Source organism: Providencia sp. PROV182, from assembly GCF_028480325.1.
Classification (GTDB): Bacteria; Pseudomonadota; Gammaproteobacteria; order Enterobacterales; family Enterobacteriaceae; genus Providencia; species Providencia hangzhouensis.
Genome location: NZ_JAMPOL010000004.1, coordinates 417,396 through 434,253, shown reverse-complemented (window position 1 = coordinate 434,253; position 16,858 = coordinate 417,396). Strand labels below are relative to the sequence as shown.

Here is a 16,858-nt window from a genome sequence, read left to right as displayed (position 1 = left end):
CTTTGAAAACTCACGTTACACGTTAAAAGAAACTAATGAAGAACTGGCTTATCATTTTCCACTGCGGTTGGGCCTTGGCCTTTAGTTGGCTCAATCAATGCAATGTAACATAATTGCACCGCCACCCTGACATACTCCACCACTTCTTCTAACGCTTGCTCGAGTTCTTCTTGGTCTTCGTCTTCATCATAACCAAGCATACCAATATTGCGTAAATCTGTGATAACCTCGCTTATCTCTTTTTTATCAGCCAGTTTCGGTTGTGTAACACCAACACCTAATAAAAAGTGATTTACCCAGCCAGCTAGCGCATCAGCATGGTCAAAAACAGAAGCGTCTTCGTCAGGAAACAGCATAGTAAATGCAAACTCGCTATCATCAAGTGCTTCAAACGTGGTATCAAAAAGTTCTCGCAGTGGCTGTGAAACGGTTTGTGGAAAAGCTAAACCATCGTTAGCAAGGTCATGGACTAACGTTTGCCAGCTTTGATCACGTCCCCCACCACAGATCAACCCGGTTATTAGACCATGGATCTCCGCGGCAGTAAGTGCGATTGAGTGCTGTTGCAGTAGTTTGTCCAGTGATTCATAGTTTGGTAAAGATTTTTGTATAGACATCTGAATTCGTCATGTTAGCTTATGATTCGTGATATGCTACCATCAAGGATAGCCGCTAGACCAGTATGCTTTTGTCTTATCTATTAATTGCGCCAAATATGATGTATTTATGGCGAGTATTATTCAGTATGGAGGTATCATGTCCGCACAACCTGTCGACATCCAGATTTTCGGGCGTTCAATGCGAGTTAACTGCCCATCAGAACAAAAAGAAGCCCTTCTTGAGTCGGCTAAAGAATTAGAACAACGCTTGCAAAATCTGAAAGATAGAAGCGGTGTGACCAATATGGAACAACTTATTTTTATCGTAGCATTGAACGTCTGTCACGAATTAGCACAAGAAAAGACAAAAACGCGTGATTATGCTTATAATATGGAAGAGAAAATAAAAATGTTGCAGCACACAATCGAACAAGCGTTGCACGATCAGGTGAAAATTACTGAGAGGCAGGTATTGCCCTTAGAGTAAATCTGCTTATTAATCAGACACTAGTAGAAAAAAATATACAAAATTAAGGTTGCATTTTAAATCTAGTTTCGTACAATGAAATCACTGAGTAACGATAAGTTCTCAAACCAAATTTCTCTGAGATGCGCGTGAGTGGGCGAGTCCCCTGAGCCGATATTTCAACTAAATAGAATGTGGTTATGGCGCTGGTGAGCATGCCTGATTCGCTCAGGAAGCCTAAAGGTTGCTAAACTGCGTTCACCTTGAACCAAGGGTTCAAGGGTTACAGCCTACAACGGCATCTTGGAGACCCTCAATTAAGTTCCTGCTTATTTTTCATTTGTTTTCTACATAACCTTTCATCTTGCGATATACTTTAAGTAATTTACTTTCTTGGTTAACTGTTTTTTATCGCATATATAACAGGTTATCACATGCAAGACTCCCTCTCGACCCAACGCCAGCAGGTACGTCAAACAATCCGCCAAGCACGTCGTCAATTAAGCGCTCAGCAGCAATATGACGCTGCGGAACAACTCATGCATAATGCATTAAACCACCCGAAAATAGCACAAGCCAACACGATTGCTTTGTTTCTTTCTTTTGATGGCGAAATTGATACTAAACCGCTTATTCAGGCGCTCTGGGCTGAAGGCAAACAAGTCTATCTCCCTGTTTTACATCCTTTTAGTCGTCACCATTTATTATTTCTTCACTATCGCCCCGATAGCCAACTCGTTAAAAACCGATTTAATATTGATGAACCACCGCTTGATGTTAGAGATGTGCTACCACTTGAGAAACTGGATATCATGCTTATCCCATTAGTGGCATTTGATACTCAAGGGCAACGGTTAGGTATGGGAGGTGGGTTCTATGATAGGACTCTAGCAAATTGGCAAAAAACCGGTTTTTATCCAATTGGCCTTGCCCATAATTGCCAGCAAGTAGAAAAACTCCCCATCGCACACTGGGATGTTCCTTTACCCGAAATTATTACGCCGCAAAAAGTATGGCGCTGGTCATAAATACCCGCGCCATCATTTCACACAATTTTTAGCGTAGCTTAGAACAGTAAACGCGCACGAATGGTTCCAGGCAAATCTTTTAATTTCTGGAGTGCTTCATCTGTTTGGTTCGGCGTTTGCATTAATACATCAATAACCACATAACCTACGTTCCCTGATGTACGTAAATACTGGCCAACAACGTTAATGTTATTTTCAGTAAATACTTGGTTGATGCTGTTCAAAATACCTGGACGGTTTTCATGAATATGCAAGAAACGGTTGGTATCTTCAGTATGGACAGGCAGGGAAACTTCGGGGAAGTTAACCGCAGATAGTGTTGAACCATTATCTGAGTATTTCGCCAACTTACTAGCCACTTCTAACCCAATATTTTCTTGAGCTTCTTCTGTAGAGCCCCCAATGTGCGGCGTTAAAATCACATTATCGAACTTAATTAATTCAGAGATAAATGGGTCATTAGGGTCATTATTTGCAGCTGGCTCACTTGGGAATACGTCCACCGCAGCACCTGATAAATGCTTGCTTTCCAACGCGGCTGCCAGTGAAGGAATATCCACAACTGTTCCACGTGATGCGTTAATGAAAATAGAACCAGGCTTCATACGGTCGAATTGTTCTTTAGCAAACATATTCTTCGTACTTGGGGTCTCAGGGACATGTAAGCTAACCACATCGCTCATATTCAGAAGTTCAGTTAAAGAACGAACTTGAGTTGCATTACCTAATGGTAGTTTGTTTTCAATATCATAGAAGAAAACATTCATACCGATACCCTCAGCTAAGATCCCTAACTGAGTACCAATGTGGCCATATCCAACAATACCAAGACGCTTACCGCGTGCTTCAAAACAGCCTTTCGCTTGTTTTTCCCAAATACCACGGTGGGCTTGCATATTCGCTTCAGGAATACGACGCAGTAAAAGTAATAATTGGCCTAATACCATTTCTGCAACGGAACGTGTATTCGAAAATGGTGCGTTAAATACAGGGATACCACGTTTTGCCGCAGCATCTAAATCAACTTGGTTGGTGCCGATACAAAAACAACCCACTGCAACAAGTTTTTCTGCTGCTGCAAAAATTTCTTCAGTAAGATGAGTACGGGAACGGATACCTACAAAACGTGCATCTTTAATCGCTTCTTTTAATTCTTCGTCGGATAACGCACTTTTGTGATATTCAATATTGGTGTAGCCCGCAGCTTTTAAGTTATCAACCGCACTTTGGTGCACACCTTCTAGCAGTAAAAATTTAATTTTGTCTTTTTGCAAAGATACCTTAACCATTTCCCTACCCTATCGTGAACGTACTTAAGATTTATAACAGATGAACATATGTGTTTGCCTAACATAGCTCAAGAGAGATGACATCCATCTACCTTGAGCTATGAAGCGTATACCAACATAGCAAAAAATAGCGCAGTAGCAATACAACCGTTTGCTTAATGGATGCTAAAAAGCGCGAAGAAAAAGAAGTTAAATGGTAGAAAATCAGGGGTGATAACACAAAATAAGGATTTTTCCTGCACAATGCCTATTTGTGTGAGATATATCACCAAAATAGCTAGATATTAAAAAAAATAAAATAAATTTCAAATTGGTGATATTAATAAAACTGGTTAATTAATTTAGCTTCTATCAAATCATAAACTAATGACAAAATACCAGTAAGACAAAAAAACCAGTGGGTATAACTCCACTGGCTTATTAAAAAATTGAATACGATATAGATTATAACTTGATGGTTTTAACGCCTTCGTTTGCAGTTCCCATCAAGACGACGTCTGCACCACGATTCGCGAATAACCCAACGGTCACAACACCTGCAATCCCATTAATGGTATTTTCTAATGCCACTGGGTCAATAATATTTAAATTATGGACATCTAAAATCACATTACCGTTATCTGTAATCACATTTTGACGGTACTCTGGCGTGCCACCCAGTTTAACCAATTCACGTGCCACATAGCTACGCGCCATTGGGATCACTTCAACAGGCAGAGGGAATTTACCTAACACATCAACTAACTTAGATTCGTCAACGATACAAACAAAGGTTTTTGCAATTGCAGAAACAATTTTTTCACGTGTTAAAGCCGCACCACCGCCTTTGATCATATTCATGTGGTGGTCAACTTCATCAGCACCATCAACATAAACATCTAAGGAATCCACTTCATTGCAATCAAATACCGTAATACCCAATGATTTTAATTTTTGAGTTGATGCTTCTGAACTTGATACCGCACCTTCTATTTGACCTTTCATTGTTGCTAATGCATCAATGAAGTGTGAAGCCGTCGAGCCCGTTCCAACACCAACAATAGTGCCCGGTTTTACGTAATCAAGTGCTGCCCAACCTACCGCTTTTTTTAATTCGTCCTGAGTCATGCTCATGCCTTTTAAGATTTAATTGAGTCGTGATTAAGGTTATTAATAACTAGTATATACCGGACACCCAATAAGTTGCAGCTTTGTTCGCTGTATTTGTGTCACGGTTCTTGGGATTTAGGCCACAACAATAATATTTTTAAGTGTTATTTGTAAAAATATGGCATAGTGCTTGGTAGAATAACAACAAGGAGATCTTTTTGATGAAGCGCCCTGACTATCGCGCATTACAAGCACTGGATGCCGTTATCCGTGAACGCGGCTTTGAGCGCGCAGCTCAAAAGCTCTGCATCACGCAATCTGCTGTGTCACAACGTATAAAGCAGTTAGAAAACCTATTTGGGCAGCCACTACTTGTGCGTACCGTTCCGCCACACCCAACTGAACAAGGGCAAAAACTGCTAGCATTGCTTCATCAAGTCGAATTGTTAGAAGAACAATGGTTAGGTGATGAAAATAGTGGCTCCCCCCCTTTATTGCTCTCACTTGCCGTCAACGCCGACAGCTTGGCAACTTGGTTTCTTCCAGCCCTAAACCCTGTATTAGGCAACAGCCCTATTCGGCTAAATATTCAGGTAGAAGATGAAACTCGAACTCAAGAACGTTTAAGACGTGGTGAAGTGGTAGGCGCTATCAGTATTCAACCCCAAGCCTTACCGGGTTGCTTGGTCGATAAACTTGGCGCGCTGGACTATATTTTTGTCGCATCACCTGGCTTTGCAGCGAAATATTTCCCCGATGGGGTGACTCGCTCTTCGTTATTAAAAGCGCCTGCGGTTGCTTTCGACCATTTAGACGATATGCACCAAGCCTTTGTGCAACAAAACTTTGGGTTGTCGCCCGGCAGTGTTCCATGCCATATCGTGAACTCCTCAGAGGCCTTTGTACAGTTAGCGAAACAGGGCTCTACCTGCTGTATGATCCCACATTTGCAGATAGCAAGTGAATTAGCGAATGGTGAGTTGGTTGATTTAACACCAGGGCTATGTCAGCGACGCATGCTTTATTGGCACCGCTTCGCACCTGAAAGCCGTACAATGAAAAAAGTGACTGACGCCCTATTAAAAACTGGGCGCCAGATGTTAAAACAAGAAGATGAACCCGCAAAAAACTAGCGTTTTAATTCAAATACCACATCAACTTGGTCATTAAAATCAATACTCTGTTGTTCATAAGTCTCATCAATCTTGAGGTCTTGAGCAACAGAGGCTTTCATCGCCCCACCATAATTTCTTGTTGCCATTGGATATGGCACCGCAGCTGGCGCATTATAGTTAATGCTATACACTGGGCCTAACTGAACATTAAAGCCTTTCGCTAAGAGATTAGCTTGTTCTGTCGCATTTTTAATCGCTTGAGACCGTGCTTCATCACGATACTGTTGCGGATTAGCCACACCAAACTGTACTGAGTTGATTTCATTGAGACCTGCGGCTAAAGCACCATCTAACAAGACATTAAGTTGGTCTAATTTCTTCACTTTCACTTCAACAGAACGTGTTGCCGTGTAGCCTTCGATGGTTGATTTTTGTTTCACACTACTGTAATCATATTTAGGCTGAGTTCGCACATTTGCTGCATTAATATCTTCTTTTTCAATACCGTTTTTCTTAAGAAACTCAAAATACTCCGCAACTCGCTTATCGACCCCAGCTTTCGCAGCCGCCGCATCTTTAGCAGTCACTTCCACCTGAATATTCAGCGTCGCCATATCAGGTGTCGCTTTCACTATTGCATTACCCGAAGTCGTAATGTGTGGACCATTAGGTAACGGGTCAGCCAATGACATGGTAGGAACCGCAGCACCTGCTACCATCGCAGCTAAAACTAAAGATTTTAATTTCACAGAACCTCCCAAGGCAATTATTTATCGCTAAAAAAGGGATAATTGGTAATAAACTATCCCTGAGCTCAATTTAACAGTAACACATGAAACAAAAAGTACAGTCAGAATAATGAGAAATTGAACTTTATTGCTTGTCTGTTGAAGATATATTGTTATTGAGAAAGCAAACCTAGTCCTTTAAGCCCCTGTATAGCGAGTTGAAATGCAATAAACCACATCACGCTACCGACAAAAATGTTAATAATGCGCTGTGAACGCGGTTTATTTAACACGGGTGAAAACCAAGCTGCAAGTATCGCTAACGCAAAAAACCACACAAAAGAAGCCGTTAATGCTCCAGCCGTAAACCAAGGTCTCAGCTGGCTTTCTAATTGGCCTCCCACACTACCCAATACAACGAAAGTGTCTAAATAAACATGAGGATTCAGCCAAGTGACGGCAAATAATGTGACAATCACTTTCCATCTTGTGATAGCACGGCTTTCTGTTTGAAGTATGACCTCATCAGGGCTGAGTGCTGTCCGAAACGCACCATAGCCATACCATAGAAGAAATGCTACGCCTGCCCATGTAATCAATTGCATTAATATTTCAGACTGGCTTAATAAAGCGCTCCCACCAAAAACACCTGCGATAATTAAAACGGTATCACTTAAAGCGCATAATAATGCACTCATTAAATGAAACTGCTTCCGGCTTCCTTGTTGTAAGACAAAAGCATTCTGCGGCCCTAAAGGTAATATCATTGCTGCACCCAACAGTGCACCCTGTAAATAGATCGAAAACATGCATTAATCCCAACTTTTTATTCAATTAATATGCATGGATATTAACGAGAAAAAATTATTAGTGGAAATGATTAAGTCTAATAGGTCATAAGTATGACTTATAACTAAAAACGGTTCGGTAAGAAAAATATAGGAGTGAGAAATGAATAAGAGCCCATCGAAGACAGGCTCTAATTTTCAGTGAAACTGCTGAATATGACTTTCTAAATATTACTCTGCAGCATCTTGCTTGATAGGCGCATTTTGTTTATGAACATGAACGTCCATTTGTGGGAATGGGATACCAATATTATGTTTATCCAATGCTCGCTTAAACTCTTCTAGCAAGTCCCAATACACAGGCCATGCATCACCATTGGTGGTCCAAAAACGCACTAAATAATTTAATGACGATGGTGCCATATCATGTAAACGGATAGTAACGCCTTTAGCATGCTGAATACGGCTATCTGCGGCGACGATATCACCTAATACTTTTTTCACCACATCAATATCAGAATCGTAAGCAACACCTACAATAATATCTTGACGACGGTTAGGCTCACGACTGGTATTAATAATGTTATCGGCAATGATCTTTCCATTAGGAATAACAATAATACGGTCATCTGCGGTTCTTAGCGTAGTTGAAAATATTTGTACATTTTGTACTGTACCTTCAACGGCACCAATTGAAACATATTCTCCCGCTTTTAGTGGCCTAAATACCACCAGCAAAACACCTGCCGCGAAGTTACCCAATGAGTTCTGTAATGCTAAACCAACAGCCAAACCTGCCGCACCCATTACCGCAATCACAGAGGCTGTTTGTACGCCAACTTTCCCTAATACAGCAATTAAGGTGAATGCAACAATGGTATAGCGCGCTATCGCTGATAAAAAGTCACTCACTGTTGAATCAATGCCTTTCATGGTCATCACGCGATGTAAACCACGCCCGACCCATTTTGCAATCATCATCCCGACAATCAAGATAACGATAGCAGACACGATATTCACAGCATACTGAACTAACAGATCTTGGTTCGCCACAAACCAATTCGTTGCATCATTCAACGCGCCTGTAACATCATCAGTATTCATATATATATGCCCTTTAGGATCCAATTATCAATATCAGTTCTCGCCATATTTAACTTTCAACCAAAACGTTAAATAGTATCTTATATACCCCAAATAATTCGAGTTGCAGGTAGGCGGCAAGCGAAGATAGACGGGGAGCATAGATAAACTATGTGACTCGGCTAGCTGAGCGTAGCCAACACCGCTGCAACTTGAAGAATTACGGGTATACATTGTAAATAATAGCGATGATTTATTAAAACACAAAACAAATCACTAAATAAAATTATTTTATCTATTTTCTATAACAAAAATTCGATAATCTTTTAGCATTAATAAGAAGTCATCAGTGCCGCAAAATGCAACACTTTCATTATCATAATAACTCATTCCTTCTTCCAACCCTTCAGTTTCAAATGATAATTGGTTGGCGCGGATCATCACTTCTTCATCATCAAGCAACAATGTATATTCGTGGCCAATAAGCTCCCATTGTTTTTCACTTCCTTTGATTTTTTCATAGTTTTCTTCAATAGCATCTAACAGACTAAGGTCATTTTTAACCTCTTCATTAAGCCAATATCCAATAGCCTCATGATCCATCGAGAATTTAGCGGAGATAGCTCCGGTGATATCTTGGAAAAATTGGTAGTCCATATGCAGTCCCTCTACTCTTGCGTTATTGAGCCTAGTATAACGCGAGTCAAACCGCTTTGTTGAGAGGTATTACCAACAGAAAAAATAAAATTGAGTAAAACACCGATTTCAACACATAAGCCACGTAATTCACTTAATATTAAATAAGAAAATAATTAAAATAGTCATAATTAAAACAATAGGAGCTCTAATGATCAATCGCTTAGACCATATAGTGCTAACCACAACTAACCTTGATGCCTGCATTGACTTTTACCAACGGGTGTTAAAAATGGAAGTTATTACCTTTGGTGAACAGCGTTATGCGTTATGTTTTGGGCAGCAAAAAATCAATATCCACCAATATGGAAAAGAATTTGAACCCAAAGCCCACTTGCCTGTACCAGGTGCGCTCGATTTATGTTTTATTAGTGATATACCGCTGTGTGATGTGCAAAAGCATATTGAACAACAAGGTGTAAAAATTATCGAAGGGCCAGTTAATCGGACTGGAGCAATTAGATCTATTTACTTACGTGATGTCGATTTAAATTTAATCGAAATTTCTGAATATATTTAGCGAACACACCCAATTAAAAGAGGCCCCTAACATTAGGAGCCTCCGTTATTAATATTACCTTATTACACCGCTGTTTGGAAAATCACGCCATCCGCTTTTTCGGTATATTGTGATAACTGGTCAAAGTTCAGGTAACGGTATGTATCCGCCGCTGTTTCATCAACCTTATCCATAAACTGCAGATATTCTGCTGGCGTTGGTAAACGACCTAACAAAGAAGCTACCGCTGCCAGTTCTGCTGATGCGAGGTAAACATTCGCACCTGTTCCTAAACGGTTAGGGAAGTTACGCGTTGAAGTGGAAACGACCGTCGCTCCGTCAGCTACACGCGCCTGGTTGCCCATACACAGTGAACACCCTGGAACTTCAATACGTGCACCACTCTTACCAAACACGCTGTAGTAACCTTCTTCGGTTAATTGCGCTGCGTCCATCTTAGTTGGCGGCGCAACCCATAAACGTGTTGGTAATTGGCCTTTATGAGAATCCAATAACTTACCTGCTGCACGGAAGTGGCCAATGTTTGTCATACAAGAACCGATGAAGACCTCATCAATTTTCTCGTTTTGCACATCAGACAATAAACGTGCATCATCTGGGTCATTTGGTGCACACAGAATTGGCTCTTTGATATCATTGAGGTCAATTTCAATCACTGCCGCGTATTCCGCATCTGCATCACCTTCCAGCAGTTGTGGATCCGCTAACCAGTTTTCCATCCCTTTGATACGGCGTTCAATAGTACGACGATCACCATAGCCTTCTGCTATCATCCATTTTAATAGAACGATATTCGATTGCAGGTATTCGATAATTGGCGCTTTATCTAATTTTATAGTACAACCCGCCGCTGAACGCTCTGCTGACGCATCCGCTAATTCAAACGCTTGTTCGACTTTCAGCTCAGGTAAGCCTTCAATTTCTAAGATACGGCCAGAGAAAATGTTTTTCTTACCTTTTTTCTCTACGGTCAATAGGCCGTCTTTGATTGCATATAGTGGAATTGCATGAACGAGGTCACGTAAAGTGATACCCGGCTGCATTTCACCTTTAAAGCGAACCAATACTGACTCAGGCATATCCAGTGGCATAACACCTGTCGCCGCAGCAAATGCGACTAAACCTGAACCCGCAGGGAATGAAATACCAATTGGGAAACGCGTATGTGAGTCACCACCTGTACCAACGGTATCTGGCAGTAACATACGGTTTAACCATGAGTGGATAATACCATCTCCCGGACGAAGAGAAACACCGCCACGGTTCATGATAAAATCAGGTAAGGTATGGTGTGTTGTCACATCAACAGGTTTTGGATACGCTGCTGTATGGCAGAATGACTGCATGACTAAATCTGCTGAGAAACCAAGGCAAGCTAGGTCTTTCAGTTCATCACGGGTCATCGGCCCGGTTGTATCTTGTGAACCTACAGAGGTCATTTTTGGCTCACAATATTCGCCAGGGCGAATACCTGGGCGACCGCAAGCACGACCAACCATTTTTTGTGCTAATGAGAAACCACGATTGCTTTGTGCAACGGATTTCGCGTGACGGAATACATCTGTCGCTTCTAAGCCCAGTGATTCACGTGCTTTATTGGTTAAGCCACGGCCGATAATCAGTGGAATACGACCACCTGCACGCACTTCGTCAATCAACACATCTGTTTTTAATTCAAATGTTTCTAGCAGTTCGTCCGTTTCGTGGTTACGAACTTCACCTTTAAATGGATAGATATCAATCACATCGCCCATATTCAGTTTAGAAACATCCACTTCAATCGGTAATGCGCCCGCATCTTCCATCGTATTAAAGAAGATTGGTGCAATTTTGCCGCCTAATACCACCCCACCGCCACGTTTATTTGGCACAAATGGGATATCGTCACCCATAAACCACAGCACGGAGTTAGTGGCTGATTTACGAGAAGAACCGGTACCGACGACGTCACCCACGTAAGCTAATGGGAAGCCTTTTTTATTTAATGCATCAATTTGCTTGATTGGACCAACATTACCCGCATCGTCTGGTTCAATACCATCGCGTGCGTTTTTCAGCATTGCTAACGCGTGTAATGGGATATCTGGACGTGACCATGCATCAGGCGCTGGCGATAAGTCATCTGTGTTAGTTTCACCCGTAACTTTGAACACAGTTACGGTCATTTTTTCAGCTAACGCAGGACGCTCTTTGAACCACTCGGCATCTGCCCATGATTCAATAACTTGTTTAGCGTGAATATTTCCCGCTTTCGCTTTTTCTTCTACGTCGTAGAAGTTATCAAACATCAGTAAGGTGTGAGAAAGTGCTTTAGCGGCGATTGGCGCCAGTTTTTCATCATCCAACGCATCAATCAGTGCGTGGATGTTATATCCGCCCTGCATGGTACCTAACAGTTCAATGGCTTTTTCAGGGGAGATAAGAGGGGAGGAAGTTTCGCCTTTAGCTATCGCGGCTAAAAATCCAGCTTTTACGTACGCTGCTTCATCAACACCAGGGGGGACGCGGTTGGTCAGCAGGTCTAACAGGAAATCTTCTTCACCTTTGGGTGGGTTTTTCAGTAACTCTACCAGTGCAGCTACTTGTGACGCATCTAATGGCTTAGGGACAATCCCTTGAGCGGCACGCTCGGCTACGTGCTTACGGTATTCTTCTAGCACGACGTTCTCCTCGCTTCTTTGTTATTTATATACCCGGCTCTCTGCACCATACTGACAAAATTATCATCCGGTGCCAGGTCAGAGGAATTTGCTCGCATAATCTCAATGGCGGTAAAATTATGCCCAGCTTCGGGCGATCAGCATAGCAGAATTTAAACGTAATGTTAATTCATTCACAAGAAAGCAACATTTAACTACTAACTTTACGCCTTAACACTTCATTACTGGCTATTTTTCAGCTTAAGATACTATTAATCATCGTAAAACGCCGAAAAAACCATACTTTTTATAATGCATTTTAAAATTTAAAGCACCCTAATTAGTGCCTTTTTTCATCAGCTATCACAAATTATATTTTTTATCGCAATTTTATTTATATTACTAATTGATAAGGTAAATCATTGCGATTGGTTTTAATTTTTTTAAATGTTTTAATGGATTTTACTACCCTTTTAAACCAATTAAATTGCCAAATGGGTCTTCAAGTTGGCACATTCGGTTGTTACCATCTATTAACATTGGCCCGCGATACAGTTTTGCCCCTAGTTGAGTGAAATGCTCAAAAGCCAAATCAAAATCATCGACTTGCCAATACAATACAGTCCCTTTTTTACCCTCACTGACTTTTTCATCCGCTTGCACCACTTCTATCGTGAAGTCTCCGACATGCAGTAAGGTGAAATCAAATTCAGGCAAGTATTCTGCCTTTGCTTGTGGGAAAGCTTGCTGATACCAAGCCAAACCCGCTTGAACATCAGGTACATGAATTAAAATTGCAGTAGGTTTTATTAGCATGATGACTTGTGCACTCATGTGATTCATTAAAAGTACTATTTATATTAATAAGTTACATAGCAAGATCAAGAATGCGATTAGTTTAAAGTACACTATATAGTAGTTAAGTCATGACGAATACATCATGACTTAACTAATCGAATAGGTTCTATCTAATTTGAAGGTTAATCTTCAATGATTTTGACTTCTCGATCAATTAACCGTCCTAAATTTTCACTATGAGAGATTACTGATAATGTTTTGTCTAATAGATCTTTTATCTGAACATGAAGATCTTCTGGATATAAAATTGCCACATCATCTAATTCACAACCTAGGTTTATTATATCTATCAATTTTTCCTCAGAGCCCATTTGTTCAAGTAATTTGGCCAAATACGGTTTGAAAATGAATCCTTCCGCTTCATCAATTGATATCAAATTTTTATCTAATGCAGTTAATACACCTAAAGTTAAAAAGCTTATAAATTTGCTCGCCTGTTTATCACTAATACTATAATTAAGCCTCATCACATATTACTCCAACCCGGTTTAACTTTTACATTAATGACTCTACCACTTTGGTTCCTCCACGCAAAAAATGGAGGAACCAACCTACTTATGCGGAAATTAAACTAAAGGTTCTAAACGTAAAAGATGATCTTTAGCTTTCTCTATCAATAATAAAAATTCACTGTAATTAAATTCTAAAAAATCTGAGTCAGGATAAATAATAATTTTTACCTCTTTTTTATCTTCAGACAGTGAAATTTCCCCCCACTGAACATCATTAAAGGAAAGCTCAGCATATAAATCATCTCGGCTTAAAGAACTTCCAACACTATATTCCAACATAAAATCCTTCCATCAATCATTTGCAAACATTATGGCTATCTAAAACCAATAAATTTCTTACCATCTATACTAAATCTTAATACCCGACCATCAGGTGATTTAGCATCAATCACTTCAATTCTTTTCCTATTTTCATAAATAGTTCTAGGTCTTATTATTACATTTGGATTATCTAATATTTCATCGATTAATGCTCTAGCTTCCTGATTCAATACTGAAGCTTTTTGGTTGGAATACGAGTATGCAGATCCTTCCCTACCTCCATGCTTTTGGAGCGATCTGCCAGCATTTGTTAAACCATTACGATTGATTTCTGATGCTGCTTGCTTTAGTTCTTCTTTAGAAGGAAGACCATTATTTTTTATAGAGAACTCATCAGGTTCCCACCCCTCCGGTCCTCCTGCCCTAGAGCCCCCTACCTCTACTTTGTCTGAATTTGATAACTCTTTTCCAACATTTGGATTTTTTGCTGCTTTATCTAAATCATTTGAGCAGCTCATACCAAAAGAGCAATCAAACGTTTCCGCTAGGCCATCGCGAATATTACCTAAGGTATTTTCGACACCTTTGACTATGTTGCTGTTTGCCGTTTGTGTAGCTTGCGTATTTAAACCAACGCCATGAGATAATGTAGGAACATTCGGTCTGGGAACGGCAAATACACTACTTTGGGCTATTTTCAGCTTATTTAATTCATTTAAATTAAACTGAATTTTATCCGTGATACTTTTATGTTGTCTCTTAATTTCGAGCAATTGATTTCTAGCATCACGGTCAGCTCGCTTATTAACCGCATCTATATATAGATCTATATTATCAAAAGGAAATCTCGGTATACCGGGTATATTATCGTCAAAATCCTCTGCGAGGAGCCTGTCCCTATCTTCAATTGTGCGAAATTTAAAGATTGCTGAAATTTTTAAATCTGAGGAGTCTGAAGATTGAAAATGCCATTTGTATGTACAAGGATATTTTTGTGGATCAATGATAAATTTCCAGCCAGGCGATTTTTCAATCTCCGCAATATCCTTTCTTAAGGTAATTAAATTATTTTCAATTAATGTTTGTTTAGATTTTAAATCTTCCTTAATTTTAATCGAAGGATTTTTAAAAATATCGACTTTGTGATTATCAACATCATCATGGATATTAGCTAATTTTATATTATCATAAAGATTTTCATGTAAAATACTTTTTAATTTTTCATACCTCCCAGTTAAATTAATATCTTCATGAGCATTATCATAATTATTAAAATAATCATTGAAATGCGGTCTAGGGTTACCTCCCCATACCGTTATTGTACCTAGGTCTGTCACACCATCCATAAACTAACTTCCTTATTAGTTATAAAAAACAGAATAAAGAAATTAGAATTTAATATTTTTATAGTCAACTAACCGTTTTTACTAAAAAATATTCAGTTATTTAAAATTAAATACATATTACTTATAAAATGATTAATATTGATTTTAATAAATAATTGGATAAAGACATGTGGCTGATTGTTTATATTCACAAAAACAAAAAAAGCCAACGTGTTTCCACATTGGCTTCAATTCGCTTTGGTGATAAACAGCATACTAAAGATACTGTTTATCTGTGCGATTAAAGAAAATTATTTTTTCTTTTTCGCTTTTGCGTTTGGTAAATCAGTAATGCTACCTTCGTAAATTTCAGCAGCCATACCGATTGATTCATACAGTGTTGGGTGAGCATGGATAGTTAGTGCTAAATCTTCAGCATCACAACCCATTTCAATTGCTAGGCCGATTTCACCCAGTAATTCACCACCGTTCACACCGACAACAGCCCCACCGATAACACGGTTAGATTGTTTGTCGAAAATCAGCTTAGTCATACCTTCGGCGCAATCAGATGCAATTGCACGGCCTGATGCTGCCCATGGGAAAGTCGCAACTTCGTAGCTGATATTTTGTTCTTTCGCTTCTTTCTCAGTTAAACCAACCCATGCAACTTCTGGCTCAGTATAAGCGATTGATGGGATCACTTTCGGGTCAAAGTAATGTTTCAGGCCAGAGATAACCTCTGCGGCAACGTGACCTTCGTGAACACCTTTGTGAGCCAACATTGGTTGACCAACGATATCACCGATTGCAAAGATATGAGGAACGTTAGTGCGCATTTGCTTATCGACATGGATAAAGCCACGGTCATCAACTTCAACGCCAGCTTTGCCTGCATCCAAGTTTTTACCATTAGGAACACGGCCGATTGCCACTAATACAGCATCGTAACGTTGCGGCTCTGCGGAAGCTTTTTTGCCTTCCATAGAAACGTAGATACCGTCTTCTTTCGCTTCAACGGCTGTTACTTTAGTTTCTAACAGAAGATTGAATTTTTTACTGATTTGTTTGGTGAATACTTTAACCACATCTTTGTCAGCCGCTGGGATGACTTGGTCAAACATTTCAACCACATCGATTTGAGAACCCAGTGCATGATACACAGTTCCCATTTCTAAACCGATGATACCCCCACCCATAACCAGCAGACGCTCAGGAACTTCTTTCAGTTCTAATGCATCGGTTGAGTCCCAAATACGTGGGTCTTCATGTGGAATGAATGGTAATTGAATTGGACGGGAACCCGCAGCAATAATTGCGTTATCGAAATTGATAGTTGTGCTACCGTTTTCACCTTCAACAACCAGCGTGTTGGCACCTGTGAATTTACCGAAGCCGTTAACTACGTTAACTTTACGGCCTTTAGCCATACCAGCCAGACCACCCGTCAGCTGATTAATCACTTTTTCTTTCCATAAGCGAACTTTGGAAATGTCAGTTTTTGGCTCACCAAAAACGATGCCGTGTTCTGCTAAAGCTTTTGCTTCTTCGATCACTTTTGCAACATGGAGTAAAGCTTTAGAAGGAATACAACCAACGTTTAAACAAACACCACCAAGGGTTGAATAACGTTCTACTAAAACAGTTTCTAAACCTAAGTCAGCGCAACGGAAAGCCGCAGAATAGCCTGCAGGGCCTGCACCAAGCACAACGACTTGGGCTTTAATTTCAGTACTCATCATGACCTCTTTTTGTTTTGTCCAGCGGTACTGCTGAATAAACGATCTTCCACTGGAAAAGTACACACCGAGAGCAGTTTACAGAATTGTTAACACCCTGAAAAGGCTCATTTCGTGATGTAA

General features: G+C 40.1%; 17 protein-coding genes and 1 other RNA gene. 5 read left to right on the top strand and 13 right to left on the bottom strand.

Annotated features, from left to right (window positions below; translation table 11 throughout):
• Nucleotides 1-32 precede the first annotated feature (32 nt).
• The gene (locus PR834_RS04700; protein ID WP_094962992.1) at nt 33-617 is read right to left on the bottom strand and encodes a YecA/YgfB family protein; all 585 of its coding nucleotides are present in this window, start codon (nt 615-617) and stop codon (nt 33-35) included.
• A gap of 139 nt (nt 618-756) precedes the next feature.
• On the opposite strand from PR834_RS04700, the gene zapA reads away from it, so the two are divergent.
• The 3 genes from zapA to PR834_RS04685 all read left to right on the top strand — a co-directional run bounded on the left by zapA (nt 757) and on the right by PR834_RS04685 (nt 2,093).
• A complete protein-coding gene (gene zapA / locus PR834_RS04695; protein WP_004913067.1) occupies nt 757-1,086 on the top strand; it encodes a cell division protein ZapA in 330 nt (109 codons plus the stop codon).
• A 111-nt stretch (nt 1,087-1,197) separates the two neighbouring features.
• A non-coding RNA gene (gene ssrS / locus PR834_RS04690) (6S RNA) lies at nt 1,198-1,379 on the top strand.
• A 120-nt stretch (nt 1,380-1,499) separates the two neighbouring features.
• Nucleotides 1,500-2,093, top strand: coding sequence for a 5-formyltetrahydrofolate cyclo-ligase (locus PR834_RS04685; RefSeq protein ID WP_004261918.1), 594 nt, complete (start codon nt 1,500-1,502; stop codon nt 2,091-2,093).
• Nucleotides 2,094-2,131: 38 nt separating this feature from the next.
• Here the strand turns inward: PR834_RS04685 and serA are convergent, their stop codons facing one another.
• A complete protein-coding gene (serA, locus tag PR834_RS04680; protein WP_004261923.1) occupies nt 2,132-3,382 on the bottom strand; it encodes a phosphoglycerate dehydrogenase in 1,251 nt (416 codons plus the stop codon).
• Nucleotides 3,383-3,826: 444 nt separating this feature from the next.
• Nucleotides 3,827-4,489, bottom strand: coding sequence for a ribose-5-phosphate isomerase RpiA (gene rpiA, locus PR834_RS04675; protein WP_136135327.1), 663 nt, complete (start codon nt 4,487-4,489; stop codon nt 3,827-3,829).
• Between the two features lie 203 nt (nt 4,490-4,692).
• On the opposite strand from rpiA, the gene PR834_RS04670 reads away from it, so the two are divergent.
• Nucleotides 4,693-5,604: a LysR family transcriptional regulator ArgP gene (locus PR834_RS04670; protein WP_210833818.1), complete on the top strand. Its 912-nt coding sequence runs from the start codon at nt 4,693-4,695 to the stop codon at nt 5,602-5,604.
• Here the strand turns inward: PR834_RS04670 and PR834_RS04665 are convergent.
• From PR834_RS04665 to PR834_RS04650, 4 genes are all read right to left on the bottom strand, one after another.
• Nucleotides 5,601-6,335 (bottom strand): oxidative stress defense protein, encoded by a 735-nt coding sequence (locus PR834_RS04665; RefSeq protein ID WP_004261938.1) that lies wholly within the window; start codon nt 6,333-6,335, stop codon nt 5,601-5,603. The two genes, PR834_RS04670 and PR834_RS04665, sit on opposite strands and share 4 nt — an antisense overlap.
• Nucleotides 6,336-6,487: 152 nt before the next feature.
• The gene (gene argO, locus PR834_RS04660; RefSeq protein WP_140170998.1) at nt 6,488-7,123 is read right to left on the bottom strand and encodes an arginine exporter ArgO; all 636 of its coding nucleotides are present in this window, start codon (nt 7,121-7,123) and stop codon (nt 6,488-6,490) included.
• Between the two features lie 210 nt (nt 7,124-7,333).
• The gene (gene mscS, locus PR834_RS04655) at nt 7,334-8,206 is read right to left on the bottom strand and encodes a small-conductance mechanosensitive channel MscS (RefSeq protein ID WP_094962989.1); all 873 of its coding nucleotides are present in this window, start codon (nt 8,204-8,206) and stop codon (nt 7,334-7,336) included.
• 270 nt (nt 8,207-8,476) lie between these two features.
• Nucleotides 8,477-8,842: a YacL family protein gene (locus PR834_RS04650; RefSeq protein ID WP_102137416.1), complete on the bottom strand. Its 366-nt coding sequence runs from the start codon at nt 8,840-8,842 to the stop codon at nt 8,477-8,479.
• A gap of 190 nt (nt 8,843-9,032) precedes the next feature.
• Here PR834_RS04650 and PR834_RS04645 point away from each other — a divergent pair, with 190 nt between their 5' ends.
• A complete protein-coding gene (locus tag PR834_RS04645) occupies nt 9,033-9,401 on the top strand; it encodes a VOC family protein (protein WP_272536472.1) in 369 nt (122 codons plus the stop codon).
• A 62-nt stretch (nt 9,402-9,463) separates the two neighbouring features.
• On the opposite strand, the gene acnB is transcribed toward PR834_RS04645, so the two are convergent.
• From acnB to lpdA, 6 genes are all read right to left on the bottom strand, one after another.
• Nucleotides 9,464-12,061 (bottom strand): bifunctional aconitate hydratase 2/2-methylisocitrate dehydratase, encoded by a 2,598-nt coding sequence (gene acnB, locus PR834_RS04640; RefSeq protein WP_196724614.1) that lies wholly within the window; start codon nt 12,059-12,061, stop codon nt 9,464-9,466.
• A gap of 444 nt (nt 12,062-12,505) precedes the next feature.
• Nucleotides 12,506-12,874: a VOC family protein gene (locus tag PR834_RS04635; protein ID WP_272536471.1), complete on the bottom strand. Its 369-nt coding sequence runs from the start codon at nt 12,872-12,874 to the stop codon at nt 12,506-12,508.
• Between the two features lie 146 nt (nt 12,875-13,020).
• Nucleotides 13,021-13,365, bottom strand: coding sequence for a DUF3969 family protein (locus PR834_RS04630; RefSeq protein WP_231135934.1), 345 nt, complete (start codon nt 13,363-13,365; stop codon nt 13,021-13,023).
• A gap of 99 nt (nt 13,366-13,464) precedes the next feature.
• Nucleotides 13,465-13,689, bottom strand: coding sequence for a hypothetical protein (locus PR834_RS04625; protein ID WP_004261965.1), 225 nt, complete (start codon nt 13,687-13,689; stop codon nt 13,465-13,467).
• 35 nt (nt 13,690-13,724) lie between these two features.
• Complete coding sequence (locus tag PR834_RS04620) at nt 13,725-15,017, bottom strand: hypothetical protein (RefSeq protein WP_196724616.1); 1,293 nt, start codon at nt 15,015-15,017, stop codon at nt 13,725-13,727.
• Nucleotides 15,018-15,307: 290 nt separating this feature from the next.
• Nucleotides 15,308-16,735 (bottom strand): dihydrolipoyl dehydrogenase, encoded by a 1,428-nt coding sequence (gene lpdA / locus PR834_RS04615; protein WP_094961375.1) that lies wholly within the window; start codon nt 16,733-16,735, stop codon nt 15,308-15,310.
• Nucleotides 16,736-16,858: the final 123 nt, after the last annotated feature.

Excerpts from the sequence above, each read along its gene's own strand:
- PR834_RS04670 (WP_210833818.1), top strand. The coding sequence starts at position 4,693 with ATGAAGCGCCCTGACTATCGCGCATTACAAGCACTGGATGCCGTTATC.
- PR834_RS04630 (WP_231135934.1), bottom strand. The coding sequence starts at position 13,365 with ATGAGGCTTAATTATAGTATTAGTGATAAACAGGCGAGCAAATTTATA.
- zapA (WP_004913067.1), top strand. The coding sequence starts at position 757 with ATGTCCGCACAACCTGTCGACATCCAGATTTTCGGGCGTTCAATGCGA.
- PR834_RS04650 (WP_102137416.1), bottom strand. The coding sequence starts at position 8,842 with ATGGACTACCAATTTTTCCAAGATATCACCGGAGCTATCTCCGCTAAA.
- PR834_RS04645 (WP_272536472.1), top strand. The coding sequence starts at position 9,033 with ATGATCAATCGCTTAGACCATATAGTGCTAACCACAACTAACCTTGAT.
- PR834_RS04620 (WP_196724616.1), bottom strand. The coding sequence starts at position 15,017 with ATGGATGGTGTGACAGACCTAGGTACAATAACGGTATGGGGAGGTAAC.
- PR834_RS04635 (WP_272536471.1), bottom strand. The coding sequence starts at position 12,874 with ATGAGTGCACAAGTCATCATGCTAATAAAACCTACTGCAATTTTAATT.
- PR834_RS04700 (WP_094962992.1), bottom strand. The coding sequence starts at position 617 with ATGTCTATACAAAAATCTTTACCAAACTATGAATCACTGGACAAACTA.
- PR834_RS04625 (WP_004261965.1), bottom strand. The coding sequence starts at position 13,689 with ATGTTGGAATATAGTGTTGGAAGTTCTTTAAGCCGAGATGATTTATAT.
- rpiA (WP_136135327.1), bottom strand. The coding sequence starts at position 4,489 with ATGACTCAGGACGAATTAAAAAAAGCGGTAGGTTGGGCAGCACTTGAT.
- argO (WP_140170998.1), bottom strand. The coding sequence starts at position 7,123 with ATGTTTTCGATCTATTTACAGGGTGCACTGTTGGGTGCAGCAATGATA.
- serA (WP_004261923.1), bottom strand. The coding sequence starts at position 3,382 with ATGGTTAAGGTATCTTTGCAAAAAGACAAAATTAAATTTTTACTGCTA.
- mscS (WP_094962989.1), bottom strand. The coding sequence starts at position 8,206 with ATGAATACTGATGATGTTACAGGCGCGTTGAATGATGCAACGAATTGG.
- lpdA (WP_094961375.1), bottom strand. The coding sequence starts at position 16,735 with ATGAGTACTGAAATTAAAGCCCAAGTCGTTGTGCTTGGTGCAGGCCCT.
- PR834_RS04685 (WP_004261918.1), top strand. The coding sequence starts at position 1,500 with ATGCAAGACTCCCTCTCGACCCAACGCCAGCAGGTACGTCAAACAATC.